Genomic DNA, 26,962 nt, shown 5'->3' with positions numbered 1-26,962 from the left:
ATACGCGATAGCCCACGGCCCCAGCGAAATTTTGCGTGACCGATGGAACGCTTGGCCGGGTGCCTGGTCAAACCGGTTTGTCCAGGTGGTGCCGGGCGAGCGCGCAAAAAAAGAGTCCGCAGCGCGGACTCTTAACTTTAGCGATCTCAAATGCCCTGAAGGCCGTTGCACTGTAACTGCGGTGCGGGCAATGCACCATTCGGGTAAACGAAGAGCGATGCCGCATGCGCGAGACCGCCGACGAAAAAAAAGCCCGCCGGAGCGGGCTAATAATCAGTTGAAGAAAGCCCTGTATTCGAGGGCAGGCACAGTGTAAGAAAGTGCCCTGCCTCAGCGAATTAGGGGAATCCCTTTCCGGACGCCGGTTTCCGGGCGATCCGGCATCTCATGTGCGGCGCGCGGAACCCGCGCGCCGCCATGCATATTTCCACGATTCGAAGTTAGAGCGCAGCCTCGGCACGGCACAGGGCCATGCGCGCTTACGCGGCCAGCGGCTCTTGCGCGTGCGGGCGCAGATGCGTGCGGGCTTCTTCGAACAGCGTATCCACGTCGGCCCGGGTGCGCGCCGCATGCATGCGCTTCGCATCGGACAGCACGCGGCGCCAGCCACGTCCGCCGGCGATGCCGCGATGCAGGCCGAGCATGTGCCGTGTCACGGCACCCATGTATCCGCCTTGCTCGACGAAGTCGCCGATATAACGCTGCATCGCCAGTTCGACCTCGAGCCGCGACGGCACCGGCGCAGTGGTATCGCCATAAAAGCGCGCGTCCATTTGCGCCAGGATGTACGGCTGGTGATACGCCTCGCGTCCGATCATGACCCCATCGACGTGCTGCAGATGGGCAGCGATTTCGTCATGGCTGACGATGCCGCCGTTGATCAGGATCTCGAGATCCGGGAATTCGCGCTTGAGCTGGTATGCCACCTCATAGCGCAGCGGCGGAATCTCGCGGTTTTCCTTCGGGCTCAGGCCCTTCAGGATCGCATTGCGCGCATGGACGATAAACGTGCGGCAACCCGCCTGCGCCACCTTGCCGACAAAATCGCGGACGAAATCGTAGTGCTCGATCTTGTCGATGCCGATGCGATGCTTCACGGTCACCGGAATCTCCACCGCATCGCGCATCGCCTTCACGCAGTCCGCCACCAGTTCCGGCTCCGCCATCAGGCAGGCACCGAAGGCGCCGCGCTGCACGCGCTCGGACGGGCAGCCGCAATTCAGGTTGATTTCCGCATAGCCCCACTGCTGGCCCAGCTTCGCCGCCATGGCGAGGTCGGCCGGCTCGCTGCCGCCAAGCTGCAGCGCAACCGGATGCTCGGCCGCATCGAAGTCAAGGTGGCGCGGCACGTCGCCATGCAGCAGCGCGCCGGTGGTCACCATCTCGGTATACAGCCAGGTATGGCGGCTGAGCTGGCGATGGAACATGCGGCAATGACGGTCAGTCCAGTCCATCATCGGCGCGACCGAAATGCGGCGGGGATTTACGTTCATGGAATACGGCAATTGGGTGCGGCCGGACGCGGCGGCGTCGGCAGGCTCCTGAGGCTGGCGCGGTAGCATATGCAGGTCACTGCACCCTGGCAGGGCCAGGCGCGGGGCGGGCCAGCGCGAAGACGTGAGTATAGGGTACCGCGCCAAGGTTTGCTGCGCCACGATATAAGCATGGCGCGGCTCCTGGCCGCGGAATTGCGCCGATCGCCGCGGCGTAACGCTTTGATACAGCGGCCAGTGACGCGGGTTGCTATGCTGGCCGCAATTTCGCTCCTGCTGTTTCTCCATGCTTCGCACGCCCGCCGCTGTCTCGTTGTTACTGTGCTTGATGGCGCCATCGCTGGCGCAGGCCGATGATCGCGATTATCCCGGCGGCTATCGCCATGGCGGCGGCGAATACAAGGAGAAGTTCCGTAGCGGCGGCTGCGAGGTGGAGCGTGAGCAGAAGCGCGATGGCGAATACAAGGAAGAGCGCAAGTGCAAGCGTGGGCCGCGCGGTTACGAGCAAAAGCAGAAATACCGAGACGGCCCTTGCCTGATCGAGCGCGAATGGAAGCGCGACGGGGAATTCGAAGAGAAGATCGAGTGCAAGCGCTGGTAACTGGTACGCGCCTTGCCATGCCAGACGCCGTTGCCGGCCAATGGCAAAGACCGAGATGACGCCTGGCTCGCGCGCAGGTTAAAATCCGCACCCGGCGCCGACAATACCTGCAAGTCCAAGGGCGCCGTTTTTCATTCCCCGGGGGCGGTATGTTGGTTCGAACGGCACTGATTGGCGCAGCGATGGCAACCATGGTGGCAGGGTGTGCCACGGGTACTTCCGAGAAGGACGTCCGCGCTCGCCCGCCGATGCGGCTATTTACGCCGGTGAAAATGGCCGAGGTCGCAAAATGCCTGCGCAACAATCTCGGCGATGAGGCGACGCTGGTCCAGCTGCCGGCGAAGAACCAGACCGAAATCCGTATCGGCCAGAGTACCGCAGGCGGTGAATATCAATACGCCTACCTGATCTCCCTGACGGCACAGGCCGACGGCACGGCGCTGGAATTGCGCAAGACCGATACCTGGTTTCCCCAGCTGACGCCGACGGAACTCGAGGCCGAAGCCAAGGCGTGCGCGCGTAGCTGAGCGGGACCGAGGCCTGGCGACGCGGCGAGCGCCCGCGAATCTCAGTCAGGCAGCGAGCTTTTCGGTGGTTTCAAGTTCCAGCATGCGGCAGATGGCCGCCATGCTGCCGACCATGGTGCGGCGTTGCGTACCCTGGTAGACGCGTACGCCCTTGCTCTGACGAAACGGCACGGGCTTGACCGGACGGCGGGCGGCGACGTGGTGGATTTGCGGCATGGTGGCACCTCTTTTTAGGCAAAGCGGGGTCAACACCCGGCAAGGCGGGCGGCGTCTGCAAAGCAAGGGAAGCGGGTGGGCCCGCGCAGGCGAAGGGCCTGCGATGGTGCCCGGCTAGAAGCCGGAAGAGCGGATCAGCCCGACGGCGATGCCTTCCAGCGAGAACTCTTCACCGGGCTCGACGATGATGTTGGTGAAGTCCGGGTTCTCGGCAATCAGTTCGATATGGCCACCGCGCCGCTGCAGGCGCTTGACGGTAACGTCGTCGCCCAGTCGCGCCACCACGATCTTGCCGTTGGCGGCCTCGCTGGCGCGGCGCACGGCGAGCAGGTCGCCGTCGAGGATGCCGGCGTCGCGCATGCTCAGGCCGCGCACGCGCAGCAGATAATCCGGACGCTCATCGAAGACCGAGGCATCGACCTGGTACTGGCGGTCGATATGCTCGGCGGCCAGGATGGGACTGCCCGCTGCAACGCGGCCCACCAAAGGAAGCGTCAGCTGCAATACGCCGGCCATCGGCAACGAGAACTGGTCCGGCAGCTCCGAATCGCTGCGCGAGACCTTCAGCCGGATGCCACGCGACGCGCCCGGCGTCAGTTCGATCACGCCTTTGCGGGCCAGCGCGCGCAGGTGTTCTTCGGCGGCGTTGGGCGAGGAGAAACCGAACTCCGCTGCGATCTCGGCGCGGGTAGGGGGGAAGCCGGTACGGCGGATCGTGTTGCGGATCAGATCGAAAATCTGCTGCTGCCGGGGTGTCAGGGTCGCCATGGGATCGCCGTTCCGTGCAGGGCCGCTGGGATGGATGACGGAGGCTCTGGTCCGTTATCCAGCATCCGGCGGGCCGGGCACTGTATGTTTAAACAGTATGCTGTGATTTTATACAGTATCGGCGTCAGTGCAAGCAGAATTTTGAGGCTTGTCGCATGGACGCCGGCCAGGGCGCCTGATCCCGGCGCGTGCCCCCGCTACAATCGCCTTTCCCTTATCCAGAACAAAATCCTTGCGCGCTCCCATGACCCAATTGCCTCGCATCGTCGTATTGGCCACCGGCGGCACCATCGCCGGTGCGGCCGGCAGCGCCGCCAGCAGTGCCCGCTACCAGGCGGCGACCGTGCCGGTGGCCTCATTGCTGGCGGCGGTGCCGTCGTTGCAGTCGCTGGCCCGCATCGAGGCCGAGCAGGTGGCGCAGGTCGACAGCAAGGACATGACCTTCGCGCTGTGGCAGGCACTGGCGGCGCGGGTCGGGCACTGGTCGGCGCAGCCCGGCGTGGCTGGCATCGTGATCACGCACGGCACCGACACGCTGGAAGAAACCGCGATGGCGCTGCACCTGACGCAAGCGTGCCCGGTGCCGGTGGTGATGACCGCGGCGATGCGTCCGTCGACGTCGCTGTCGGCGGACGGGCCGCTGAACCTGCTCGATGCGGTGCGGGTCGCCGCCCATCCGGATGCGCGCGGCAAGGGTGTGCTGGTGGTACTGAACCAGCAGATCCACGCGGCGCGGGACGTGGCCAAGGCGCATACGTCGGCGGTCGATGCCTTTGTCTCGCCGTGCGGGCCGCTGGGGTTCGTGCAGGACGACTACGTGCGCTTCGCCCGTGCGCCCCGGGCGGCAACGCCGATCGGGCCGATGCCGGCGGCGTGGCCGCTGGTGGAGATCGTAGCCAGCTACGCCCAGCCGGGCAGGGTGGCGGTGGATGCGCTGGTGCAGGCAGGAGTCGCCGGGCTGGTCGTCGCCGCGGCCGGCAATGGCTCGGTCCACGAGGTGCTGGCGGCGGCCCTTGCCGACGCCGCGGCCGCCGGAGTGGCGGTCGTGCGCAGTTCGCGTACCGGTGCCGGGCATGTGGCGATCCCGCCGCAGCCCAGTCCTGCCGATGGTGTGTTCGTGTCTGCCGCGGACCTCAACCCTTACAAGGCGCGCGTCTTGCTGGCGCTCGCCCTGGCGGCGGATGCGGGGCTGGCGCGCGCTCCGGCGCGGTTGCAGGCAGTCTTCGCCAGCGCCTGATTTGTCCGTGAAATCAGCGGCTTGCGTTGTTGCGGCGCGGCGGGCTATAATTTAAGGCTATTCAACCTTGCCACACCGGACTCGTGACGCCCGGGTGGCTAATCCCAAAAGGAGCGTCAATGCGTCATTACGAAATCGTCTTCATCGTCCACCCGGACCAGAGCGAACAAGTGCCGGCCATGATCGAGCGCTACAAGCAGCTCGTGACCTCGCAGAACGGCAACGTTCACCGCGTGGAAGACTGGGGCCGTCGCCAGATGGCTTACATGATCCAGAAGCTGGCCAAGGCCCACTACGTTTGCCTCAACATCGAATGCGGCAAGGAAACCCTGGCTGAACTGGAACACGCATTCAAGTTCAACGACGCCGTCCTGCGCCACCTGATCGTGCAGACCAAGAAGGCCGAGACCGCACCTTCGCCGATGATGAAGGAAGTGCAGCGCGAAGAAGCCCGCAAGGCCGCGCAAACGACCACCGAAGGCCAGGCCGCCTAAGTGCGGACTGCGGTGCGCGCCGTGGCTGACAGCGTCGGCCGAGGCACCAGCGGAAACCGCAACGATTGCAACCGGCAAGAGGCCCCGCGTTGAACCAGCTTCGGCTTGCCGCCACCCTGGCGGAACGCGATGCCCTGCGCTATACCCCGGCCGGGGTCCCCGTCGTGAACTGCATCCTGCAGTACAGCGGCGAGGCCGTCGAGGCGCAGACGCCGCGACAGGTCGAGTTTGCAATCGCTGCGATGGGAATCGGCCAGGTTGGCCAGCGTCTGGAGCGGCTACCGCTCGGCACGCTGCTCGACTGCGAAGGATTCCTGGCCCGCAAGCACCGCAACAGCAAGGCTCTCGTCTTTCACATCACTGGATGTAAAGCATTCGAAAAGGATTGAATCATGGCATTCGTCAAACGTGACAACAAGAACAAGAAGCGCTTCCAGCAACAGAACCCGCTGTTCAAGCGCAAGCGCTTCTGCCGCTTCACCGTGGCTGGCGTCGAACAGATCGACTACAAGGATCTGGACACCCTGAAGGACTTCATCGGCGACAACGGCAAGATCACGCCGGCCCGCCTGACCGGTACCAAGGCTCACTATCAGCGTCAGCTCGATACGGCCATCAAGCGCGCGCGTTTCCTCGCGCTGATGCCGTACACCGACCTGCACAAGAACTGATCAGGCCCTAGGTCCGTAAGGAGAGAACACGATGCAAATCATTCTGCTGGAAAAAGTCGTCAACCTGGGCAACCTGGGTGACATCGTCAAGGTGAAGGACGGTTACGCCCGTAACTTCCTGATCCCGGGCAAGAAGGCCCGCCGTGCCACGCAAAGCGCCATCGCTGAATTCGAAGTCAAGCGCGCCGAGCTGGAAAAGGCCGCTGCCGAGAAGCTGGCCGCCGCGCAAGCCGAAGGCGAGAAGCTGAACGGCCTGAACGTCCAGATCACCCAGAAGTCGGGTGTGGACGGCCGCCTGTTCGGTTCGGTGACCAACGCCGACATCGCTGAAGCCCTGGCTGGCCAAGGCTACAAGCTGGAAAAGGCGCAGGTTCGCCTGCCGAACGGTCCGCTGAAGACGGTTGGCGATCACCCGGTCAGCGTTGCGCTGCACACCGACGTCGTGGTCGACGTGACCGTGTCGGTGGTGGGCGAGAGCGTCTAAGGACGCGCCGCCTTGGCCGGCGCACGGCGCCGGCCAAAGCCCCGCAAGCATTGAAAGAAGGCAGGAGCCCCGGCTCCTGCCTTTTTTGTTGCCCGGCCGCCGGCTTGACCGGCTGCGCTGGACGGCGCTGTCGCCAAATGTCCGGCGAAGTGTGTCCACCCGCCGTTATAATCCCTCCCCATGAACGCGCCCGTCGCCGACCCCCAACTCGATAACCTCAAGGTTCCGCCGCACTCCATCGAAGCCGAGCAATCGGTGCTCGGTGGCCTGCTGCTGGACAATGCCGCCTGGGACCGCATCGCGGACTTCCTGTCCGAGGCGGACTTCTACCGTTTCGACCACCGGATGATCTTCCAGAGCATCGCCCGGCTGATCTCGGCGACCAAGCCCGCCGACGTGATCACGGTCTACGAGATGCTGCAGGTGGCCGGCAAGGCCGAAGAGGTGGGCGGGCTGGCGTACCTGAATTCGCTGGCGCAGAACACCCCCAGCGCGGCCAATATCCGCCGCTACGCGGAAATCGTGCGCGAGCGCTCGGTGTTGCGCAAGCTGGTGACGGTGGCCGACGATATCGCCTCGGCCGCGTTCGCGCCCAAGGGGCGCGAGGTGCGCGAGCTGCTCGACGAGGCCGAATCCAAGGTCTTCGCGATTGCCGAAGAAGGCTCGCGCGGGCAGAAGGGCTTCCAGGAAATCCAGCCGCTGCTGACCCAGGTGGTGGAGCGCATCGACGAGCTGTATCACCGCGATTCGACCACCGACGTCACCGGCGTGCCGACCGGCTTTATCGACCTGGACAAGATGACCAGCGGCATGCAGCCGGGCGACCTGATCATCGTCGCCGGCCGTCCGTCGATGGGCAAGACCGCGTTCTCGCTGAACATCGGCGAGCACGTGGCGGTGGAGCAGGGCCTGCCGGTGGCGGTGTTCTCGATGGAAATGGCGGGCACGCAGCTGGCCATGCGTATGCTGGGCTCGGTCGGGCGCCTCGACCAGCACCGGCTGCGTACCGGGCGCCTGCTCGACGAGGACTGGCCGCGGCTGACGCATGCGATCCAGCGCATGAACGACACCCAGCTGTTCATCGACGAAACCCCGGCGCTGAACCCGATGGAACTGCGCGCGCGCTCGCGGCGCCTGGCGCGCCAGTGCGGGCAGCTGGGCCTGATCATCATCGACTACCTGCAGCTGATGTCGGGCTCCGGCGGCGGCGAGAACCGCGCCACCGAAATTTCAGAAATCTCTCGTTCCCTGAAGGGCCTGGCGAAGGAACTGAATTGCCCGGTGATCGCGCTGTCGCAGCTGAACCGCAGCCTGGAACAGCGCCCCAACAAGCGCCCGGTGATGTCCGACCTGCGCGAATCGGGCGCTATCGAACAGGATGCCGACGTGATCCTGTTTATCTACCGCGACGAAGTCTATAACGCCGATTCGCAGGACAAGGGCACCGCCGAAATCATCATCGGCAAGCAGCGTAACGGCCCGATCGGCACGGTGCGCCTGACCTTCCTCGGCCAGTTCACGAAGTTCGACAACTTCAGCGGCGGCCCGGCTTTCTTCGACAACGACACCTGACGAAGTCAAGCGGGTCGGCCCTCCGGCGTGCCTGCCCGTCTCGTTTGTGCCAAATACGCGGGCAATGTCCCGCTAACCCTGTAAAATATTGCGCTTTGATGACAGTCGCCATCCGCGGCGGTCATGCTCGCGTCCGCTTAATCCCGCAACACCATCCGCAGCGATACCACGCTGCCACAAGGAACATTCCATGTTCGGCCGATTCATGCCCACCGAGGGCAAGTTCTTCGAATATTTCAACCAGCACGCCGACTGCGCGGTGACCGCCGCCCATGAACTGCAGGCCCTGGTCAACGACCTGCCCAACGCCGAGGCCCATGCCCGGCGCGTCCAGGCCACCGAAAAGAAGGCCGACCGGATCACGCACGACACCATCGACCTGCTGCACAAGACCTTCATCACGCCGCTGGACCGCGACGAGATCCACAAGCTGATCACGACCATGGACGACATCCTCGACCTGATGGAGGACGTGGCCGAGACCATCTCGCTGTATGACGTGACCAACCTGACCGACGAGGCGCTGCGCCTGGCCGCGATCTGCGTGCAGTGCTGCGACCAGGTCAAGATCGCCGTGGGCCTGCTCGAGGACATGGGCAACGCCAGCACGATCCTGAAGACCGCGCAGCAGATCGACCAGCTCGAATCCGAGGCCGACCGCGTGATGCGCTCGGCGATGTCCAAGCTGTTCCGCGACGAGACCGACGTCAAGCGCCTGATCAAGCTGAAGGCCATCTACGAGCAACTCGAGACGATCACCGACAAGTGCGAGGACGTCGCCAACATCATCGAAGGCATCGTCCTGGAAAACGCCTGAGGCGGCAATCGGCATGCAGACCATACAAATGAGCCTGTGGGTGATCGCCTTGCTGGTGGCACTGGCCTTGCTGTTCGACTTCATGAACGGCTTCCACGACGCGGCCAACTCGATCGCGACGGTGGTGTCCACGGGCGTGCTCAAGCCGCACCATGCGGTGGCGATGGCGGCGATGTGCAACGTCGTCGCGATCTTTGTGTTCCACCTGAAGGTGGCGGCCACGGTCGGCACCGGCACCATCCAGGGCGGGGTGGTCGACCACTATGTCATCTTCGGCGCGCTGGTCGGGGCGATCGCGTGGAACGTCATCACCTGGTACTACGGCATTCCGTCGTCGTCGTCGCATGCGCTGATCGGCGGGCTGGTCGGTGCCGCGGTGGCCAAGGCCGGCACCGGCGCGCTGGTGGCCAGCGGCCTGCTGAAGACCGTGGCGTTCATCCTGGTGTCGCCGTTCCTCGGCTTCCTGCTGGGTTCGCTGATGATGGTGATGGTCGGCTGGACCTTCTTCCGCACGCCGCCATCGCGCGTCGACCGCTGGTTCCGGCGGCTGCAGCTGGTCTCGGCCTCGCTGTACAGCCTGGGCCATGGCGGCAATGATGCGCAGAAGACCATCGGCATCATCTGGATGCTGCTGATCGCCAGCGGCCACGTGCTCGCCGGCGATCCGCCGCCGACCTGGGTGATCGTCAGCTGCTACGTGGCCATCGGCATGGGCACGCTGTTCGGCGGCTGGCGCATCGTGCGCACCATGGGCCAGAAGATCACCAAGCTCAAGCCGGTGGGCGGCTTCTGCGCCGAGACCGGCGGTGCGCTGACGCTGTTCTTTGCCTCGGCGCTGGGCGTGCCGGTGTCGACCACGCACACGATCACCGGCGCCATCGTCGGGGTTGGCTCGTCGCAGAAGATGTCGGCGGTGCGCTGGGGCGTGGCCGGCAATATCGTCTGGGCCTGGGTGCTGACGATTCCGGCTTCGGCCTTCATGGCGGCGATCGCATGGTGGATCGGGCGCCATATCCTGTAACGCGGCATTAGCCGCTGATGCAAAAAGCCAGGCAAATGCCTGGCTTTTTGTTTGTCCGCGCTGGTTGCTCAGCGGTTGGCGAAGGCGGCGATGGGATCGTCGTCGTCGGGCAGCGGGGCGGGTTCCGGCACGAGGGGCGCCGGAACGGGCGCGGGCACCGGTGTCGCCGGCGCCGGCGGCAGGTTGACCGCACCGGCCACCACCCGCCGCGCGCCGTTGTAGCGCGAGGCCCAGTAGGGCTTGCCCATGTCCTCCAGGCGCACGGTGCCGCCGGACGATGGCGCATGGACAAAGCGGTTCTGGCCGACGTAGATGCCGACATGCGAGTTGGCGCGGCCGGTGGTGTTGAAGAACACCAGGTCGCCGGAAGCGACTTCGCTGCGGTCGAGCGAGCTGCCGCGCGTGCCCATGGCCTCGGTGGTGCGCGGCAAGTTCACATTGGCGGCGCGCGCGACCACATAGCGCACCAGGCCGCTGCAGTCGAAGCCGGCATCGGGCGTGTTGCCGCCGTAGCGGTAGGGGGTGCCGACCAGCGACATCGCCTGGATCGAGATTTCCTCCAACCCGGCGCTGGGATCGGTCATGGGCTTGCCGGGCGCACGCGGCAAGCTGCCATGGCGGGAGGGCGGGGAGCTGGCACACGCCGCCAGCAGCAGCGCGGCGGCACACAGCAGCGGCAGCCCGGCCCGGGTGAGCGGGCCGGGCAGTGCGGAAGGACTGGAAGAACTACGGGTACGGCGCAATGGCATCGCTGGATTCCGGTCGCCGGCCTGCCGGCGCACCGGAAGCCTTGCCGCTACCAGCGTAGCTGGGCGTTGCGCGTACCGGTGCTGACCTTGATCGACTTGGCCTGGCCCTTGTAACTGGCCTCGATATTGTAGCTGCCTTCAGGCGCACGTATCAGGCAGCGGGGGCCGGCGGCGCGGAAGCTTGCGACCTCCTGCTCGTCGCGCACCAGCCTGACCGCGACATCGGACAGGAACTCGCCCGCGGCGCCCTGCGTGAACAGGACGCCGATATTGAAATCCTTCTCGCGCGCGGCCAGCGCCTGGCGCTCGTCTTCGGCGACACCGCCGCAGACATAGCTGACCGGGCCCATGGTGCGGATCACCAGTTCGTCAGCCGCGGCGCGCGCCTGAAGCGGTCCGGCCAGGACCATGGCGGCGCCGATCAGCGCGGCCCGGCGGAGATGCTGTGGGTTCATCGACGCCTCCAGTTGGGGATGCGGGACAACAAGCGGACGTGCGGACATCATAGCCGCATTGCGCTTGCCGCTCACGACAGCGGGCCCGGGCCCCTTCCGCGGGGAAGGGTGCCCGGGCCCGCTGTCAGCGTCAGAGCACGTCGCCGGCGTGGTCGGCCAGGCGCGAGCGCTCGCCGCGCGCCAGCGTGATATGGCCGCTGTGGCTCCAGCCCTTGAAGCGGTCGACCACGTAGGTCAGGCCCGACGAGCCCTCGGTCAGGTAGGGCGTGTCGATCTGCGCGATATTGCCGAGGCAGATGATCTTGGTGCCGGGGCCGGCGCGTGTCACCAGCGTCTTCATCTGCTTGGGCGTCAGGTTCTGCGCCTCGTCGATGATGACGAACTTGTTGACGAAGGTGCGGCCGCGCATGAAGTTCATGCTCTTGACCTTGATGCGCGAGCGGATCAGCTCCTGGGTCGCGGCGCGGCCCCAGTCGCCGGCGCTGTCGTCGCTCTTCTGCAGCACTTCGAGGTTGTCGTCGAACGCGCCCATCCACGGCTGCATCTTCTCTTCCTCGGTGCCGGGCAGGAAGCCGATGTCCTCGCCCACCGGCACGGTGGCGCGGGTGACGATGATCTCGTTGTAGAGCTTCTGGTCCAGCACCTGCTCCAGCCCGGCCGCCAGTGCCAGCAGCGTCTTGCCGGTACCGGCCTGGCCCAGCAGCGTGACGAAGTCGATGTCCGGGTTCATCAGCAGGTTGAGCGCGAAGTTCTGCTCGCGGTTGCGCGCGGTCACGCTCCACACGTTGTTCTTGTGGTGCGTGTAGTCCTTCAGGGTCTGCAGCAGCGCGGTCTTGCCGTTGATCTCCTTGACTTGCGCATAGAGCGGCAGGCTGCCGTCGACGGGCTCGAGGTAGACGAACTGGTTGACCAGGAACGACGGCACCAGCGGGCCGGTGAGGCGGTAGAACATGGCACCGGACTTGGGGTCCTGCCAGCTTTCGACGCCCTTGCCGTGCCTGGCCCAGAAGTCGCCGGGCAACTGCATCACGCCCGCGTAGAGCAGGTCCTTGTCCTCGAGGACCTGGTCGTTGAAGTAGTCTTCGGCGGGCAGGCCCAGGGCGCGCGCCTTGATCCGCATGTTGATGTCTTTCGACACCAGCACCACCTGGCGCTCGGGATACTGCTGCTGCAGCGCGCTGACCACGCCCAGGATCTGGTTGTCCGCCTTGCCCTGCGGCAGGCCTTCGGGCAGCTTGATGTCGTTCAGGCGCGTCTGGAAGAACAGCTTGCCCTGCGCGTCGCGGTTGCCCAGGCTGGCCAGCGACAGGCCTTCGTCGAGCACGCCGTCGGTGCCGCCCACCAGAGAATCGAGCGTGCGGCTGACCATGCGCGCGTTGCGCGCGACTTCGCTCATGCCCTTCTTGTGGTTGTCCAGCTCTTCGAGCGTCATCATCGGCAGGTAGATGTCGTGCTCTTCGAAGCGGAACAGCGAGGCCGGGTCGTGCATCAGCACGTTGGTGTCGAGCACGAACAGCTTGCTCGGGCCTTCGGCCTTGCGCGCGCGGCGCGTGGTGCCGGTCGACGGCTTGACCAGGCTTACCGGCGCGGCGCTGACGGCCGGCGTCGATACCGCGGGTGTCTCGGTGCTGCGGGCGCGGGTGCCGCCGGCGGCGCGGGCCTTGACTTCAGGCACCTGCGTGTCGCCGGTTTCCAGCAATGCCACGCGCTCGAGCGCCGGCACAGGTTTCTTGCCCTGTGTGGCGGCTTTGGCCTTAGGCACCGCGGAGACCGGAGCAAACTCGCTCGGATCCAGCAATTGGGCAGGCTTGGCGGGCATGGTAGGCAGCGGCATGCTTGGCTTTCCTTTCAGGGGGACAAGAAGGGGGCGGGGATGTCCGCGGATGAGGACAGACGTGGCTGCAAACAAAAAAGCCGCCATGCCTGCGGAACAGGGGTGGCGGCTCTTGGGCGGACTGCCGACATGGCAGGTCCGCTACCGGCCTGTGGCGCAAAGCGCCTGGGCCGGGGAGTCGAAACAGCGTGGCATCCGGAATCTGAACTCATTACGGGCCAATGTATCTGAAGGCTTTGGGTTTGGCAATTGGGTTTGCCAACGTTTGCCACGTCCGGATCGAAGCCATTACGGTCAACGGCACGCGGGCATTGCGTCAGAGGCCGCGCACGATCTCCAGCACTTCGTCGACGTGGTTGGGCACCTTGATGCCGCGCAGCTCGTGTCGCAGGATGCCCTTGCCGTCGATGACAAAGGTGCTGCGCTCGATGCCGCGGTGCTCCTTGCCATACAGCTTTTTCATCTTGATGACATCGAACAATGTGCACACATTTTCGTCGGCATCGGAGATCAGTTCGAACGGCAGTTCCAGCTTGGCCTTGAAGTTTTCATGCGAGCGCAGGCTGTCGCGCGAGATGCCGAACACGTGCACGCCGGCCTTCTCGAAATCCTCGTACTGGTCGCGGAAGTTCATTGCCTCGGTGGTGCAGCCCGGCGTGTTGTCCTTCGGGTAGAAGTACAGCACCACCGTCTTGCCGCGGTAGTCGGCCAGGCGGAAGGTGGCGTCGCCGGTCATCGGCGCGCTGAAGTCGGGGATGGCCTTGTTGAGACTGACGGTCATGCTTGTGGCTCCTTGGGGGAGGGGCAGGGGATCGGTGAGATCGTTGGAATCGGGACAGGGGCTGCCGCCTCAGCGCGAGCAGATTGGGGCGCCTCACGCGGACTTCAAGCGTGGCGGCTGCTCAACTTTCGCCGTGGCCGCGTCAGGCGGCCTCGGGCTCGAGCAGCAGCACCGCCGCCACCTTGCGGCCCTCGGCCATCAGGATGTTGTAGGTGCGGCACGCCGCCTGCATGTCCATGGCATCGACGCCGACATGGCGGCGCGCCAGCGACGCGGTCAGGCGCGGGTGCGGAAAGCGCAGCCGCGAGCCCGTGCCGAGCAGCACCACTTCGGGTCCCAGTTCGGACAGCTGCTCGAAATGCGCGGGCTCCAGGTCTTCGAAGCGGTCGACCGGCCAGGGCCGGACTTCGCCCTCCGGCATGACCAGCACCGAGTTGGTGTGGCGCACGAGGTTGATTTCGATATAACCGGGCCCGTAGGCCGTGACGGTATTGAGCGACTGGGGCTGGTCGGCGTGGAGTTTCACTTGGGGATCTCGGCGGTGGCGGGCGCGGGCTGGCGGGCGGGTCCGCAGAGCGGCGGGCCGGCGGGCCTGGCGGGCCATGGATGGACGACAGCGGGCAGGCGGCCGCGGTGCGCGCGGACAGCGCACGCTGCAATGCAAGAATCCCTGCCGAAGTCTGTCATAATCCGATAAATTATAGCTTTTGCCTCCCTGTCTGCCACGTTTGCGTTGCATCGCAGCGGACGGCGCCTCCGCATTCTTTCAGATTCTGTCAGATCGCCCCGATTCCCAGTCCGGTGCCGCCGACGCGGCACGCCACGCTTGCCCGACATCGCCGTGAAACCCATCCAGAAATCCAACAAACTCAATAACGTTTGCTACGACATCCGCGGGCCGGTGCTGGAAAAGGCCAAGCAGATGGAGGAAGAAGGGCACAAGATCATCAAGCTGAATATCGGCAACCTGGCCGTGTTCGGCTTCGATGCGCCGGAGGAAATTCAGCAGGACATGATGCGAAACCTGCCGAATTCGGCAGGTTATTCTGATTCCAAGGGCATTTTCGCCGCGCGCAAGGCGATCATGCACTATACCCAGCAAAAAAATATCGAAGGCGTCGGCCTGGACGATATCTATGTGGGCAACGGCGCCTCCGAGCTGATCGTGATGGCGGTCAACGCGCTGCTCAATACCGGCGACGAAGTGCTGGTGCCGGCGCCGGACTACCCGCTGTGGACCGCCGCGGTCAGCCTGTCGGGCGGCACGCCGGTGCACTATATCTGCGACGAGTCCAACGAGTGGATGCCCGACCCGGCCGATATCCGCGCGCGCATCACGCCGCATACCAAGGCCATCGTCATCATCAACCCGAACAACCCCACCGGGGCACTGTACTCGGACGAACTGCTGCTCGAGATCGTCGCGATCGCGCGCGAGCATGGGCTGATCATCTTCGCCGACGAGATCTACGACAAGGTCCTGTACGACGGCAATACCCATACCTCGATCGCCTCGCTGTCGACCGACGTGCTGACGGTGACTTTCAACGGCCTGTCGAAGAACTACCGCTCGTGCGGCTACCGCGCCGGCTGGATGGTGGTGTCGGGCGACAAGCGCCCGGCCATCGACTACATCGAAGGCCTGAACATGCTGTCGTCGATGCGCCTGTGCGCCAACGTGCCGGGCCAGTGGGCGATCCAGACCGCGCTGGGCGGCTACCAGAGCATCAACGACCTGGTCGCCGAAGGCGGGCGCCTGCGCCGCCAGCGCGACCTGGCCTACGAACTGATCACCGCGATCCCGGGCGTGACCTGCGTCAAGCCCAAGGCGGCGCTGTACCTGTTCCCGAAGCTGGACCTGTCGATGTACCCGGTGCAGGACGACCAGGAGTTCATCTATGAACTGCTGCAGGAGTCCAAGGTGCTGCTGGTGCAGGGCTCCGGCTTCAACTGGGCCCGTCCGGACCATTTCCGCATCGTGTTCCTGCCGCACGAGGAAGACCTGCGCGAGGCCATCGGCCGCATCGCGCGCTTCCTCGAGGCCTACCGAAAACGCCACGGCAAGGCCGCGGCCTGATTATTTTCGCCGGCCGCGCCGCAACCCATCCTTAGCAACTCAGAAGATTGTCCATGAACCCCATCAAAGTTGGCCTGCTCGGCATCGGTACCGTCGGTAGCGGCACGTTCAACGTGCTCAAGCGCAACCAGGAAGAAATTCGTCGCCGCGCCGGCCGCGGCATCGAGATTGCCGTGGTGGCCGATCTCAACACCGAACGCGCGCGCGAGCTGACCAACGGGGAAGTGGAAGTCGTCAGCGACGCCAACGCGGTGGTCAACCGCCCCGACATCGACATCGTCATCGAACTGATCGGCGGCTACGGCATTGCGCGCGAGCTGGTGCTCAAGGCGATCGAAAACGGCAAGCACGTGGTCACCGCCAACAAGGCGCTGCTGGCCGTGCATGGCAACGAGATCTTCGAGGCCGCGCGCAAGAAGGGCGTGATCGTCGCCTTCGAGGCCGCGGTGGCCGGCGGCATCCCCATCATCAAGGCGCTGCGCGAAGGCCTGACCGCCAACCGCATCCAGTGGATCGCCGGCATCATCAACGGCACCACCAACTTCATCCTGTCCGAGATGCGCGACAAGGGCCTGGATTTCGACGCGGTCCTGAAGGAAGCGCAGCAGCTGGGCTACGCCGAGGCCGACCCGACCTTCGACATCGAGGGCGTCGACGCCGCGCACAAGGTCACGCTGATGAGCGCGATCGCCTTCGGCATGCCGGTGCAGTTCGACAAGGCCCACGTGGAAGGCATCACGAAGCTGTCGGCCATCGACATCAAGTACGCCGAAGAACTGGGCTACCGTATCAAGCTGCTCGGCATCACCCGCCGCCGCGAAGACGGCGTCGAGCTGCGCGTGCATCCGACGCTGGTGCCGGCCACGCGCCTGATCGCCAATGTGGAAGGCGCGATGAACGCGGTGCTGGTGCAGGGCGACGCCGTCGGCGCCACGCTCTACTACGGCAAGGGCGCCGGCGCCGAGCCGACCGCCTCGGCGGTGATCGCCGACCTGGTCGATGTGACCCGCCTGCACACCGCCGATCCCGAGCACCGCGTGCCGCACCTGGCGTTCCAGCCTGACGAGCTGTCGAGCGTGCCGGTGCTGCCGATCGAAGAGATCAACAGCTCGTACTACCTGCGCATGCGCGTGTCCGACGAGACCGGCGTGCTGGCCGAGATCACGCGCATCCTGGCCGAGGGCGGGATCTCGATCGACGCCATGCTGCAGAAGGAATCGCGCGAAGGCGAGCCGCAGACCGACATCATCATCCTGACCCACATCACGCGCGAGAAGCACGTCAACGCCGCCATCGCCAGGATCGAGGCACTGCCCACCGTGCTGTCCGCGGTGACGCGCCTGCGCATGGAAGAACTGAACTAAGGGCCGGACCGGACCATTGTCATGAAATACCAGTCGACCCGCGGCCACGAGATGCCGCAATCGTTTTCCGAGATTTTGCTGGGCGGCCTGGCGCCGGACGGCGGGCTGTACCTGCCCGCACAGTATCCGCAGGTCACGGCCGATGAGCTGGAAGCGTGGCGCAAGCTGCCGTACGCCGACCTGGCCTACGAGATCCTGCGCAAGTTCTGCGACGACATTCCCGCCGAAGACCTGCGCGCGCTGACGCGCAAGACCTACACCGCCGAGGTGTACTGCAACGCGCGCGCCGGCGACAACACCGCCGACATCACGCCGCTGCGCACGCTGGGCGAGGAAGGCGGCACGAAGCTGCAGCTGCTGGGCCTGTCCAACGGCCCGACGCTGGCGTTCAAGGACATGGCGATGCAGCTGCTCGGCAACCTGTTCGAGTACGCGCTGGCGCGCGCCGGGCAGGAGCTGAACATCCTCGGCGCCACTTCCGGCGACACCGGCAGCGCGGCCGAATACGCGATGCGCGGCAAGCGCGGCATCCGCGTGTTCATGCTGAGCCCGCACCGCAAGATGAGCGCGTTCCAGACCGCGCAGATGTTCAGCCTGCAGGACCCGAACATCTTCAACATCGCCATCGACGGCGTGTTCGACGACGCCCAGGACATCGTCAAGGCGGTCTCGAACGACCACGCCTTCAAGGCGCGCCAGAAGATCGGCACGGTCAACTCGATCAACTGGGCGCGCGTGGTGGCCCAGGTGGTGTATTACTTCAAGGGCTGGCTGCTGGCGACCGACGGTCCCGGCCAGAAGGTCTCGTTCTGCGTGCCCTCGGGCAACTTCGGCAACGTCTGCGCCGGCCATATCGCGCGCATGATGGGCCTGCCGATCGACAAGCTGGTGGTCGCCACCAACGAGAACGACGTGCTCGACGAGTTCTTCCGCACCGGCGCCTACCGCGTGCGCAAGTCGGCCGAGACCTACCACACCTCCAGCCCCAGCATGGACATCTCCAAGGCCTCGAACTTCGAGCGCTTCGTGTTCGACCTGCTGGGCCAGGATGCCGGCAAGCTGGCGGCGCTGTTCCGCGACGTGGAAGAGAAGGGCGGCTTCGACCTGGCGGGCACGCCGGAATTCGACCGCATCCGCCAGTTCGGCTTCGTCTCGGGACGCAGCATGCACCAGGACCGGCTGGCGACCATCCGCGACCTGTCGTCGCGCTATGGCATCACCATCGACACGCATACCGCCGACGGCATCAAGGTGGCGCGCGAGCATCTCAGCGCCGGCGTGCCGATGGTGGTGCTGGAAACCGCGCTGCCCGCAAAATTTGCCGACACCATCCGCGAAGCGCTCGGCCACGAGCCGGAGCGCCCGGCGAAGTTCGAGGGTATCGAGAGCCTGCCGCAGCGCTTCGAGGTGATGCCCGCCGACGCCGCGCAGGTGAAGGCCTATATCGCCCGCCACACCGGCCTGTAAGCGCGGGAAGGTACGGACGCGGACGTGGCTGCGGCGCCGCCGCGTGCCGGGTCCGGTCCAACTCGCTACAATCAGGCTGCGGGCCCGATCCACGGTCCCCGGATTGCCAGCCCCGCGCGCGGGTGCCGGCAATGCGCGGGCCGTTTTTCATGGGCCAACCCTTTCCCACATCGCACCATGACTCAAGCCGCAGCACCTTCCCGTCCCCCGATGCTGACCATGGCCCAGGCGCTCGACGCGCTGCTTGCCGCCGCCCGGCCGCTGGCGCAGGCCGAGCCGATCGACACGCTGGCCGCCAACGGCCGCGTGCTGGCCGCGCCGGTGACGAGCACGCTGCGCGTGCCGCCGGCCGACAATACCTCGATGGATGGCTACGCCGTGCGCGCCGCTGACGTGCCGGCCGCGGGCACGCGGCTGCGCGTGTCGCAACGGATTCCCGCCGGCCATGTCGGCACCGCGCTGGAGCCGGGCACCGCGGCGCGCATCTTCACCGGCGGGCTGATTCCTCCCGGCGCCGATGCCGTGGTGATGCAGGAGCAATGCACGGCCGACGGTGACGACGTGATCGTCAACCACGTGCCGCAGTCGGGCGAATGGGTGCGGCGCGCCGGCGAGGACATCGAAGCCGGCAGCGTGATCCTGCCGGCCGGCACGCGGCTGACGCCGCAGGCGCTGGGGCTGGCCGCATCGGTCGGCCAGGCGCAGCTGGAGGTGGTGCGCCGCGTGCGCGTCGCGGTGTTCTTCACCGGCGACGAACTGGCGATGCCGGGCGAGCCGCTCAAGCCGGGTGCGATCTACAACTCCAACCGCTTCACGCTGCGCGGCCTGCTGGAAAACCTGGGCTGCGAGGTCAGCGACTTCGGCATCGTGCCCGATACGCTGGCGGCCACGCGCGAGACGCTGCGCCGCGCGGCGCAGGGCCATGACCTGATCATTACCTCGGGCGGCGTCTCGGTCGGCGAGGAAGACCATATCAAGCCCGCGGTCGAAGCCGAAGGGCGGCTCGATATGTGGCAGATCGCGATCAAGCCGGGCAAGCCGCTGGCGTTCGGGCAGGTCGACAGCGGCAGCGCGCCGGCGTTTTTCGTGGGGCTGCCGGGCAATCCGGTGTCCAGCTTCGTGACCTTCCTGCTGTTCGTGCGCCCGTTCATCCTGCGCCTGCAGGGCGTGGCCGAGGTGACGCCGCGGCGCCTGCCGCTGCGCGCCGATTTCGAGCTGAACAAGGGCGACCGCCGCAACGAGTTCCTGCGCGCGCGAATCAACCCTGAGGGTGGGCTCGATCTGTTCCCCAACCAGAGCTCGGGCGTGCTGACCTCCACCGTGTGGGGCGACGGCCTGATCGACAATCCGCCCAACCAGGCGATCGCGCGCGGCGACACCGTGCAGTTCATTCCGTTTGACGGCCTGCTCGCGTAGCGGCCGGCATGACCAGGATGCAGAAGGCAGCAATGATCATCGAACTCCGATTCTTTGCCAGCGTGCGCGAGCAGCTCGGCGTATCCGCCGAGCGCGCCGAGGTGCCGCCCGAGGTGCGTACCGTCGGCGCGCTGCGCCAGTGGCTGCGCCAGCGCGGCGGTGCCTGGGCCGAGACCCTGGCCGAGGGCCGCGCGCTGCGCATGGCGGTCGACCATGCCGTCGCCCGCGCCGATACCGTGCTTGCCGACGGCTGCGAAGTCGCGTTTTTCCCGCCCGTGACCGGAGGCTGAGATGAGCGTCAGGGTGCAGCGTGAGGATTTCGATCTCGGCGCGGAAGTCGCGGCACTGCGCGCCGATAACCCGCAGGTCGGCGCCGTGGCCAGCTTTATCGGCACCGTGCGCGATGTCAGCGAGGGCAGCGCCGTCAGCGCGATGGAGCTGGAGCACTACCCGGGCATGACCGAGAAGGCGCTGGCGCAGATCGAGGCGGCGGCGTGCGCGCGCTGGGAACTGCTGGGCGTCACCATCATCCATCGCGTCGGCCCGCTGCTGCCGCTGGACCAGATCGTGCTGGTCGCGGTGGCATCGAAGCATCGCGGCAATGCCTTCGCCGCGTGCGAATTCATCATGGACTACCTCAAGTCCGAAGCGCCGTTCTGGAAGAAGGAAGAAACGCCGGAGGGCGCGCGCTGGGTCGATGCACGGGTGACCGATGAAGACGCGCTGAAGCGCTGGGGCATCCAGTCGATCAACGCCAGCGGCGAGGACCAGCCCTGATGGGGGCGTTGGGGTTTGTCGCGGTCGGTGTCGGCGCCGCGGCGGGGGCATGGCTGCGCTGGGGATTCTCGGTGCTGTGGAATGCCGTCAACCCGGCAATGCCGTACGGCACGCTCGCGGCCAACCTGCTGGGCGGCTACCTGGTCGGGCTGGCGGTCGGCTTCTTCGATACCCATGCCGGCCTGCCGCCGGAATGGCGCCTGCTGGCCATCACCGGTTTCCTTGGCGGGCTGACCACGTTCTCGACGTTTTCGAGCGAAGTCGTCGCCAACCTGATTGCCGGCGACTATGGCTGGGCGGCGATGCACCTGCTGCTGCATCTCGGCGGCTCACTACTGCTGACCGCGCTGGGGCTCTGGACCTACCGCATGCTGGCCTGATCGGCGTCCCGGATCAGCGCCAGCAGCGCGGCATTGAAGGCCTGTGCCTGCTCCATATGCGGGCTGTGGCCGGCACCGGCCACCACGCTGAACCCCGCCGCGGGATGCAAGGCCCGCGTGGCCATGCCCACTGCCGGCGCATACAGCCGGCTGGACTCTCCGTACAGATGAAACAGCGGCAGGCGCGCCGTGCGCAGCGTGTCGCGAAAATCCTGCCGCGCCATGTCTTCCCACAAGCTGGCCAGCGTCGCGGCATCGCACAGCTGCGCCATGTGCGCGACGCGCTGCGTCGCCGCTGCCTGCGGTCGCCGTCCTGCCGCCCACAGGCCTGAAGCCACTGACGGCGCCAGCCGCAGCCAGTCGGCGCGGACGCGCTCCGCCATCTGGCGGGCATGGGCGAGGTCGTAATGGCCGTGCAGCCCATGCGGCCAGCCCGGGTCGGTGACCATGCGGGGCGTCATGTCGATGCTGCCCACCGCCGCGATTGATAGTTGCGGCTGGTCGCGCAGCAGCGCCCATGCCACCATCGCGCCCATCGACCAGCCCGCCACCACCACGTCAGCCAGCCCCAGGTGCGCGACCAGCGCGGCCACATCGCGCGCCAGCGCCGCGATGGTCGCGCCCGCGCGCTGCCGCGACAGCCCATGCCCGGCATGGTCGGGCGCGATCACACGGAAGCCGGCCAGTGCCAGCGCGCGCTGTCCGTCAAAGGCCGCGCCGTTGACCGACCAGCCGTGCAGCAGCAGCAGGGGCCGTCCATGGCCAGCCTCGCGCCAGCCGGGCAGCGCGCCGCGCGCCGGATGGAGCGCATAGGGCGGCGCGGCGGGGCTGGCGGGTACCGGATCGGAAGCGTCCAACGGCGTGTCTCGGCTGGTGGAAGGGGAAAGGAATGTCCCAAAGGATGTCCCGGATGCTGCCCGGGTGAGGGTGCCCCTCTATTGACATCCACGCCGGGCAATTTATACGATGAAACATGAATCAGATATCAGGTTTTGCCTGAATGTCGGTTCCAGGCGACGGCAGGGGCGAGGAGGCAGCTGTAGGCGCCGTCATTACAGGCAGCGGTCGGCATTTCCATGACAAGGCGCGCAGCGCCACCGGAGACAAGATGTCCACCACCCAGACTGGCGACACCGGCATAGCCGACGTCGACGCCACCGGCCCGGCCGGCGGCATGGGCCCGCCCAAGACCGCGCGCGGGCAGAAAACGCGCGAAGCGCTGCTGCGCGCCGCCGAGAAGGTGTTCGGCGAGAAGGGCTACTACGCCGCGTCGATCTCCGAGATCACGCAGGAAGCCAAGGTGGCGATGGGCACCTTCTACCTGTACTTCAAGGACAAGGAAGACATCTTCCGCGCGCTGGTCGGGCACATGCTGGAACTGGTGCGCGCGCACCTGCGCAAGCACGTGGCCGCCGCCGAAACCCAGATGGAGGCCGAGCGCCTGGGCCTGAAGGCGTTCCTGTCCTTCGTTTCGCGCCACAAGAACCTGTACCGGATCGTGCTGGATTCCTACTCGGTCGACGAGACCATCTACAGCAGCTATTTCCAGGTGTTCGCCGAGCTCTACAGCCGGCGCCTGACCCGCGCCGAAGAGCAGGGCGAGATCGTGCCGGGCGATGCCGAGGTGCGCGCCTGGTGCCTGATCGGCATCAGCAATTTCCTCGGCATGCGCTATGCGCGCTGGAAGCGTCCGCCATCGATGGAGAAGGTGGTCGACACCGCGTTCGACCTGATCGCGCACGGCTTGCAGCCGCGCCAGACGCGATAGGCGCGACAGGCCCGATTGCGCCGTACCGGCCCGCATGCGCCGCCAGCCGGCATGCCACGCAGTTGCAGCAGGTTTCATCCCTACAAACACAAACGAGACCGAACCAGGAGACCGCAATGCATTGCAACCCCCACGCCCTACGCGCCCTGGCCCTGGCCGCCGCGCTGCTCGGCACCGGCGCCGCGCTGGCCAAGGACATCCGCATCGCCCACGTCTACGACAAGACCGGCGCGCTCGAGGCCTATGCCAAGCAGACCCAGACCGGCCTGATGATGGGCCTGGAGTACGCCACCAACGGCACCATGACCGTCAACGGCAACAAGCTGGTGGTGATCGAGAAGGACACCCAGGGCAAGCCGGACGTGGCCAAGGCGCAGCTGGCCGCGGCCTACAGCGACGACCGCGCCGACATCGCGGTGGGCCCGACGTCATCGGGCACGGCGCTGGCGATGCTGCCGGTGGCCGAGGAATACAAGAAGGTGCTGCTGGTCGAGCCCGCCGTGGCCGACTCCATCACCGGCGACAAGTGGAACCGCTATATCTTCCGCACCGGCCGCAATTCGTCGCAGGACGCGATTTCGAATGCGGTGGCGCTGGACAAGCCGGGCGTGACCATCGCCACGCTGGCGCAGGACTACGCCTTCGGCCGCGATGGCGTGAAGGCGTTCAAGGGCGCGCTGAAGAACGCCAAGATCGTGCATGAGGAATACCTGCCGACCAATACCACCGACTTCACCGCGGGCGCGCAGCGGCTGTTCGATTCGCTCAAGGACAAGCCGGGCCGCAAGGTGATCTTCATCATCTGGGCCGGCGCCGGCAACCCGTTCAAGATCGCCGACCTGGATCCCAAGCGCTACGGCATCGAGATCGCCACCGGCGGCAATATCCTGCCCGCGATGGCCAGCTACAAGAATTTCCCGGGCATGGAAGGGGCCACGTACTACTACTTCGGCATCCCCAAGAACAAGGCCAACGAGTGGCTGGTGTCCAACCACTACAGCAAGTTCAAGGCGCCGCCTGATTTCTTTACCGCCGGCGGCATGAGCGCGGGCATCGCGCTGGTCGAAGCGCTGAAGAAGACTCATGGCGAAACCGGCTCCGAGAAGCTGATCGCGGCGATGGAAGGCATGTCGTTCGACACGCCCAAGGGCCGGATGACCTTCCGCAAGGAAGACCACCAGGCGATGCAATCGATGTACCACTTCAAGATCAAGGTGGACCCGGCCTTTGCCTGGGGCGTGCCTGAACTCGTGCGCGAGATCAGGCCCGAGGAAATGAACGTGCCCGTGCGCAACCACCGCTGATGGACGCGCCAGCCTCCTTCGCCAGGCCTGCCCCGGTGCGGCCCCAGCCTGCGGGCCAGCCCGCGGGCGCGGCGGCGTCCGCGGCACGGCCGCTGCTGGAAACGCGCGGGCTCACCATCCGCTTTGGCGGCCACGTCGCCGTCAATGCGGTGTCGTGCGCGTTCCGGCCCGGCGAGCTGACCTGCATCGTCGGCCCCAACGGCGCCGGCAAGACCACGTATTTCAACCTGATCTCGGGACAGCTGCCGCCCACTGCAGGGCAGATCCTGCTCGACGGCGAGGACGTGAGGCGCCTGCCGGTGTCGCACAAGACCCGGCGCGGCATCGGCCGCGCGTTCCAGCTGACCAGCCTGTTCCCGCAGCTGTCGGTGCTGGAGAACGTGCGCCTGGCGGTGCAGGCGCGGCAGCAGCGCGGCATCGATTTGTTCTCGATGTGGTCGGCCCACCGCGACCTGCAGGCGCAGGCCATGGCGATCCTGGAGCGCGTGGCGCTGGCCGGCAAGCGCCAGCTGACGGTGGCGTCGCTGCCGCACGGCGACCAGCGCAAGCTGGAGGTCGGCATCTTGCTGGCGCTGCAGCCGCGCGTGTTCATGTTCGACGAGCCCACCGCGGGCATGAGCGTCGACGAAGTGCCGGTGATCCTGGACCTGATCCGCGAGATCCGCCAGGACCGCAGCAAGACCGTGCTGCTGGTCGAACACAAGATGGACGTGGTGCGCTCGCTGGCCGACCGCATCATCGTGCTGCACAACGGCACGCTGGTGGCCGATGGCGACCCGGCCGAGGTAATCGCATCGCCGGTGGTGCAGCAAGCCTACCTGGGCCTGCCGGAAGAGGAGGGCAGCCATGGCTGAGGCGACCACGGCGCAGCCGATCCTGCAACTGCGGGACGTGCAGACCCATATCGGCCCGTACCACATCCTGCACGGCGTCAGCTTCACGGTGCCGCGCGGCGGCGTGACCATGCTGCTGGGGCGCAACGGCGCCGGCAAGACCACCACGCTGCGCACCATCATGGGCCTGTGGCAGGCCAGCGCCGGCAGTGTCAGCTTCAATGGTGCAGACATCACGCGCCTCAGCACGCCGGCGATCGCGCAGGCCGGCATTGCCTACGTGCCCGAGAACATGAGCGTGTTCTCCGACCTGACCGTGGCCGAGAACATGCGCCTGGCCGCCCGCACCGGTGCCATCGACGAACGCCGGCTGGACTGGGTATTCCGCATGTTCCCGGCGCTGAAGACCTTCTGGCACCAGCGCGCCGGCGTGCTGTCGGGCGGGCAGAAGCAGATGCTGTCGGTGGCACGCGCCATCATCGAGCCGCGCCAGCTGCTGATCGTCGACGAGCCGACCAAGGGGCTGGCGCCGGCGATCATCCAGAACATGATCCATGTGTTCCGCGAGCTGAAGCAGACCGAGGTGTCGATCCTGCTGGTGGAGCAGAACTTCCATATGGCGAAGTCGGTGGGCGATACGGTGGCGGTGATGGACGATGGCCGCACGGTGCATAGCGGCACGATGGCGGCGCTGGCGCAGGATGAAGGATTGCAGCAGAAGCTGCTGGGGCTGTCGCTGGCGGCGCATCAGTAGGCCTTTGCAGTTGCGCAGGTTGACTGCCCTCTCCCGCAAGCGGGAGAGGGAGCACACAATCAGCACGAACAGACACATGACAACTTCAACCACCTTGCCGGCCGCAACCCCGGCCGCACCACCCGGCGTCCGCCTCGACTGGACCCCGCTCGCGCTCGCGCCGCTGCTGATGCTGCTGGCCTTTCCGCTGGTCGGCAGCCCGTCGACCTGGCTCACGCTGACCATTGCCGGCCTGGCGATGGGGATGATCATCTTCGTGGTGTCGTCCGGGCTGACGCTGGTGTTCGGCCTGATGGACGTGCTCAACTTCGGCCATGGCGCGTTCATCGCGCTGGGCGCCTATGTCGCGGCGTCGGTGCTGCTGCCGCTGGCGGGCTGGGTCGAGGCCCACAGCCTGGCGCTGAACCTGTCGGTGTTCGCGCTGGCGATCGCCGCGGCGATGGTGGCCGCCGGCGCGGTCGGGCTGTTCTTCGAGCGCGTGGTGGTGCGTCCGGTCTACGGCCAGCACCTGAAGCAGATCCTGATCACGATGGGCGGCATGATCGTGGCCGAGCAGCTGATCAAGGCGATCTGGGGCCCGGAGACGATCGCGCTGCAGGTGCCCACCACCTTCCGCGGCGCAGTGCTGCTCGGCGACGCGGCGATCGAGAAATACCGGCTGATCGCGATGGCGCTGGGGCTGGTGATCTTTATCGCCATGCTGCTGCTGCTCAACCGCACCCGCATCGGCCTGCTGATCCGCGCCGGGGTGGAGAACCGCGAGATGGTCGAGGCGCTGGGCTACCGCGTGCGCCGGCTGTTCGTCGGCGTGTTCGTCGCGGGCGCAGGGCTGGCAGGTCTGGGCGGCGTGCTGTGGGGCCTGTACCAGCAGAACATCACCGCGGCGATCGGGGCACAGGTCAATGTGCTGATCTTCATCGTGATCATCATCGGCGGGCTTGGTTCGACCACGGGCTGCTTTGTCGGCGCGCTGCTGGTAGGGCTGGTGGCCAACTACACCGGTTTCCTGTTCCCCAAGGTGGCTCTGTTCTCCAACATCCTGCTGATGATGCTGATCCTGCTGTGGCGCCCGCAAGGGCTGTTCCCGGTGGCGCGGCGCTGA

The 26,962-nt window shown here is 66.2% G+C and carries 31 protein-coding genes; 22 read left to right on the top strand and 9 right to left on the bottom strand.

The annotated features are described in order from the left end of the window. Positions 1-479 precede the first annotated feature (479 nt). The gene (gene dusA / locus A2G96_RS14875) at positions 480-1,493 is read right to left on the bottom strand and encodes a tRNA dihydrouridine(20/20a) synthase DusA (RefSeq protein WP_062800480.1); all 1,014 of its coding nucleotides are present in this window, start codon (positions 1,491-1,493) and stop codon (positions 480-482) included. Positions 1,494-1,779: 286 nt separating this feature from the next. Between dusA and A2G96_RS14870 the strand changes: the two genes are divergently transcribed. Then, entirely contained in the window at positions 1,780-2,094 is a 315-nt protein-coding gene (locus A2G96_RS14870; RefSeq protein ID WP_062800477.1) for a hypothetical protein, read from the top strand. 182 nt (positions 2,095-2,276) lie between these two features. Further along, positions 2,277-2,621, top strand: a complete 345-nt coding sequence (locus A2G96_RS14865) for a hypothetical protein (RefSeq protein ID WP_231909576.1) — start codon at positions 2,277-2,279, stop codon at positions 2,619-2,621. A gap of 45 nt (positions 2,622-2,666) precedes the next feature. Here A2G96_RS14865 and A2G96_RS33870 read toward each other — a convergent pair whose 3' ends face one another. Both A2G96_RS33870 and lexA read right to left on the bottom strand, forming a co-directional pair. Then, on the bottom strand, positions 2,667-2,837 hold the full coding sequence (locus A2G96_RS33870) for a hypothetical protein (RefSeq protein WP_012353085.1): 171 nt from the start codon (positions 2,835-2,837) through the stop codon (positions 2,667-2,669). Positions 2,838-2,951: 114 nt separating this feature from the next. After that, entirely contained in the window at positions 2,952-3,605 is a 654-nt protein-coding gene (gene lexA / locus A2G96_RS14860) for a transcriptional repressor LexA (protein ID WP_012353084.1), read from the bottom strand. A 244-nt stretch (positions 3,606-3,849) separates the two neighbouring features. Between lexA and A2G96_RS14855 the strand changes: the two genes are divergently transcribed. The 8 genes from A2G96_RS14855 (at position 3,850) to A2G96_RS14820 (ending at position 9,901) form a co-directional block, all read left to right on the top strand. Further along, entirely contained in the window at positions 3,850-4,842 is a 993-nt protein-coding gene (locus A2G96_RS14855; protein ID WP_062800472.1) for an asparaginase, read from the top strand. Positions 4,843-4,961: 119 nt separating this feature from the next. Beyond that, positions 4,962-5,336, top strand: a complete 375-nt coding sequence (gene rpsF / locus A2G96_RS14850) for a 30S ribosomal protein S6 (RefSeq protein ID WP_010809513.1) — start codon at positions 4,962-4,964, stop codon at positions 5,334-5,336. An 89-nt stretch (positions 5,337-5,425) separates the two neighbouring features. Continuing rightward, the gene (gene priB, locus A2G96_RS14845) at positions 5,426-5,725 is read left to right on the top strand and encodes a primosomal replication protein N (RefSeq protein ID WP_012353082.1); all 300 of its coding nucleotides are present in this window, start codon (positions 5,426-5,428) and stop codon (positions 5,723-5,725) included. Between the two features lie 3 nt (positions 5,726-5,728). Next, positions 5,729-6,007 carry a 30S ribosomal protein S18 gene (gene rpsR / locus A2G96_RS14840; RefSeq protein WP_006163606.1) on the top strand — a complete coding sequence of 93 codons (279 nt, stop codon included), beginning with the start codon at positions 5,729-5,731 and terminating at the stop codon, positions 6,005-6,007. 31 nt (positions 6,008-6,038) lie between these two features. Next, complete coding sequence (rplI, locus tag A2G96_RS14835) at positions 6,039-6,491, top strand: 50S ribosomal protein L9 (RefSeq protein WP_062800470.1); 453 nt, start codon at positions 6,039-6,041, stop codon at positions 6,489-6,491. Positions 6,492-6,671: 180 nt separating this feature from the next. Further along, positions 6,672-8,063, top strand: a complete 1,392-nt coding sequence (locus A2G96_RS14830) for a replicative DNA helicase (RefSeq protein WP_018007703.1) — start codon at positions 6,672-6,674, stop codon at positions 8,061-8,063. Between the two features lie 190 nt (positions 8,064-8,253). Then, positions 8,254-8,880 carry a DUF47 domain-containing protein gene (locus tag A2G96_RS14825; RefSeq protein ID WP_010809517.1) on the top strand — a complete coding sequence of 209 codons (627 nt, stop codon included), beginning with the start codon at positions 8,254-8,256 and terminating at the stop codon, positions 8,878-8,880. 13 nt (positions 8,881-8,893) lie between these two features. Beyond that, a complete protein-coding gene (locus A2G96_RS14820) occupies positions 8,894-9,901 on the top strand; it encodes an inorganic phosphate transporter (protein WP_018007702.1) in 1,008 nt (335 codons plus the stop codon). A gap of 68 nt (positions 9,902-9,969) precedes the next feature. Here A2G96_RS14820 and A2G96_RS14815 read toward each other — a convergent pair whose 3' ends face one another. The 5 genes from A2G96_RS14815 to A2G96_RS14795 all read right to left on the bottom strand — a co-directional run bounded on the left by A2G96_RS14815 (position 9,970) and on the right by A2G96_RS14795 (position 14,246). Further along, positions 9,970-10,650, bottom strand: coding sequence for a C40 family peptidase (locus A2G96_RS14815; RefSeq protein ID WP_062800467.1), 681 nt, complete (start codon positions 10,648-10,650; stop codon positions 9,970-9,972). Between the two features lie 47 nt (positions 10,651-10,697). Then, complete coding sequence (locus A2G96_RS14810) at positions 10,698-11,105, bottom strand: hypothetical protein (RefSeq protein ID WP_062800465.1); 408 nt, start codon at positions 11,103-11,105, stop codon at positions 10,698-10,700. Between the two features lie 130 nt (positions 11,106-11,235). Next, on the bottom strand, positions 11,236-12,939 hold the full coding sequence (locus A2G96_RS14805) for a PhoH family protein (RefSeq protein WP_062800463.1): 1,704 nt from the start codon (positions 12,937-12,939) through the stop codon (positions 11,236-11,238). A gap of 316 nt (positions 12,940-13,255) precedes the next feature. After that, complete coding sequence (locus A2G96_RS14800; protein WP_062800461.1) at positions 13,256-13,720, bottom strand: peroxiredoxin; 465 nt, start codon at positions 13,718-13,720, stop codon at positions 13,256-13,258. A 142-nt stretch (positions 13,721-13,862) separates the two neighbouring features. After that, complete coding sequence (locus tag A2G96_RS14795) at positions 13,863-14,246, bottom strand: Mth938-like domain-containing protein (protein WP_062800458.1); 384 nt, start codon at positions 14,244-14,246, stop codon at positions 13,863-13,865. A gap of 315 nt (positions 14,247-14,561) precedes the next feature. On the opposite strand from A2G96_RS14795, the gene A2G96_RS14790 reads away from it, so the two are divergent. The 7 genes from A2G96_RS14790 (at position 14,562) to crcB (ending at position 21,201) form a co-directional block, all read left to right on the top strand. Then, positions 14,562-15,797, top strand: coding sequence for a pyridoxal phosphate-dependent aminotransferase (locus tag A2G96_RS14790; RefSeq protein WP_062802206.1), 1,236 nt, complete (start codon positions 14,562-14,564; stop codon positions 15,795-15,797). 53 nt (positions 15,798-15,850) lie between these two features. After that, positions 15,851-17,161 (top strand): homoserine dehydrogenase, encoded by a 1,311-nt coding sequence (locus tag A2G96_RS14785; protein ID WP_062800456.1) that lies wholly within the window; start codon positions 15,851-15,853, stop codon positions 17,159-17,161. Between the two features lie 21 nt (positions 17,162-17,182). After that, complete coding sequence (gene thrC, locus A2G96_RS14780; RefSeq protein ID WP_062800453.1) at positions 17,183-18,628, top strand: threonine synthase; 1,446 nt, start codon at positions 17,183-17,185, stop codon at positions 18,626-18,628. 177 nt (positions 18,629-18,805) lie between these two features. Beyond that, positions 18,806-20,044 carry a molybdopterin molybdotransferase MoeA gene (locus A2G96_RS14775; RefSeq protein ID WP_062800451.1) on the top strand — a complete coding sequence of 413 codons (1,239 nt, stop codon included), beginning with the start codon at positions 18,806-18,808 and terminating at the stop codon, positions 20,042-20,044. 32 nt (positions 20,045-20,076) lie between these two features. Next, entirely contained in the window at positions 20,077-20,334 is a 258-nt protein-coding gene (gene moaD, locus A2G96_RS14770) for a molybdopterin converting factor subunit 1 (protein ID WP_062800449.1), read from the top strand. Position 20,335: 1 nt separating this feature from the next. Beyond that, positions 20,336-20,821 carry a molybdopterin synthase catalytic subunit MoaE gene (gene moaE / locus A2G96_RS14765; RefSeq protein ID WP_062800446.1) on the top strand — a complete coding sequence of 162 codons (486 nt, stop codon included), beginning with the start codon at positions 20,336-20,338 and terminating at the stop codon, positions 20,819-20,821. Next, the gene (gene crcB / locus A2G96_RS14760; protein ID WP_062800444.1) at positions 20,821-21,201 is read left to right on the top strand and encodes a fluoride efflux transporter CrcB; all 381 of its coding nucleotides are present in this window, start codon (positions 20,821-20,823) and stop codon (positions 21,199-21,201) included. The genes moaE and crcB overlap by 1 nt, the downstream gene beginning before the upstream one ends. Here the strand turns inward: crcB and A2G96_RS14755 are convergent. Beyond that, positions 21,183-22,058: an alpha/beta fold hydrolase gene (locus A2G96_RS14755; protein ID WP_150124150.1), complete on the bottom strand. Its 876-nt coding sequence runs from the start codon at positions 22,056-22,058 to the stop codon at positions 21,183-21,185. The genes crcB and A2G96_RS14755 overlap by 19 nt on opposite strands. 251 nt (positions 22,059-22,309) lie before the next feature. On the opposite strand from A2G96_RS14755, the gene A2G96_RS14750 reads away from it, so the two are divergent. From A2G96_RS14750 to A2G96_RS14730, 5 genes are all read left to right on the top strand, one after another. Further along, positions 22,310-22,969, top strand: a complete 660-nt coding sequence (locus tag A2G96_RS14750) for a TetR/AcrR family transcriptional regulator (RefSeq protein ID WP_012353065.1) — start codon at positions 22,310-22,312, stop codon at positions 22,967-22,969. A gap of 116 nt (positions 22,970-23,085) precedes the next feature. Then, the gene (locus A2G96_RS14745; protein WP_062800442.1) at positions 23,086-24,273 is read left to right on the top strand and encodes a substrate-binding domain-containing protein; all 1,188 of its coding nucleotides are present in this window, start codon (positions 23,086-23,088) and stop codon (positions 24,271-24,273) included. 92 nt (positions 24,274-24,365) lie between these two features. Further along, the gene (locus A2G96_RS14740) at positions 24,366-25,127 is read left to right on the top strand and encodes an ABC transporter ATP-binding protein (RefSeq protein WP_062802205.1); all 762 of its coding nucleotides are present in this window, start codon (positions 24,366-24,368) and stop codon (positions 25,125-25,127) included. Next, entirely contained in the window at positions 25,120-25,860 is a 741-nt protein-coding gene (locus A2G96_RS14735; RefSeq protein ID WP_062800440.1) for an ABC transporter ATP-binding protein, read from the top strand. The genes A2G96_RS14740 and A2G96_RS14735 overlap by 8 nt, the downstream gene beginning before the upstream one ends. 76 nt (positions 25,861-25,936) lie before the next feature. Then, on the top strand, positions 25,937-26,962 hold the full coding sequence (locus A2G96_RS14730; RefSeq protein WP_062800438.1) for a branched-chain amino acid ABC transporter permease: 1,026 nt from the start codon (positions 25,937-25,939) through the stop codon (positions 26,960-26,962).

Source organism: Cupriavidus nantongensis, from assembly GCF_001598055.1.
Taxonomy (GTDB): domain Bacteria; phylum Pseudomonadota; class Gammaproteobacteria; order Burkholderiales; family Burkholderiaceae; genus Cupriavidus; species Cupriavidus nantongensis.
The sequence above is the reverse complement of the archived record's forward strand: the minus strand, read 5'-3'. Positions and strand labels throughout refer to the sequence as shown.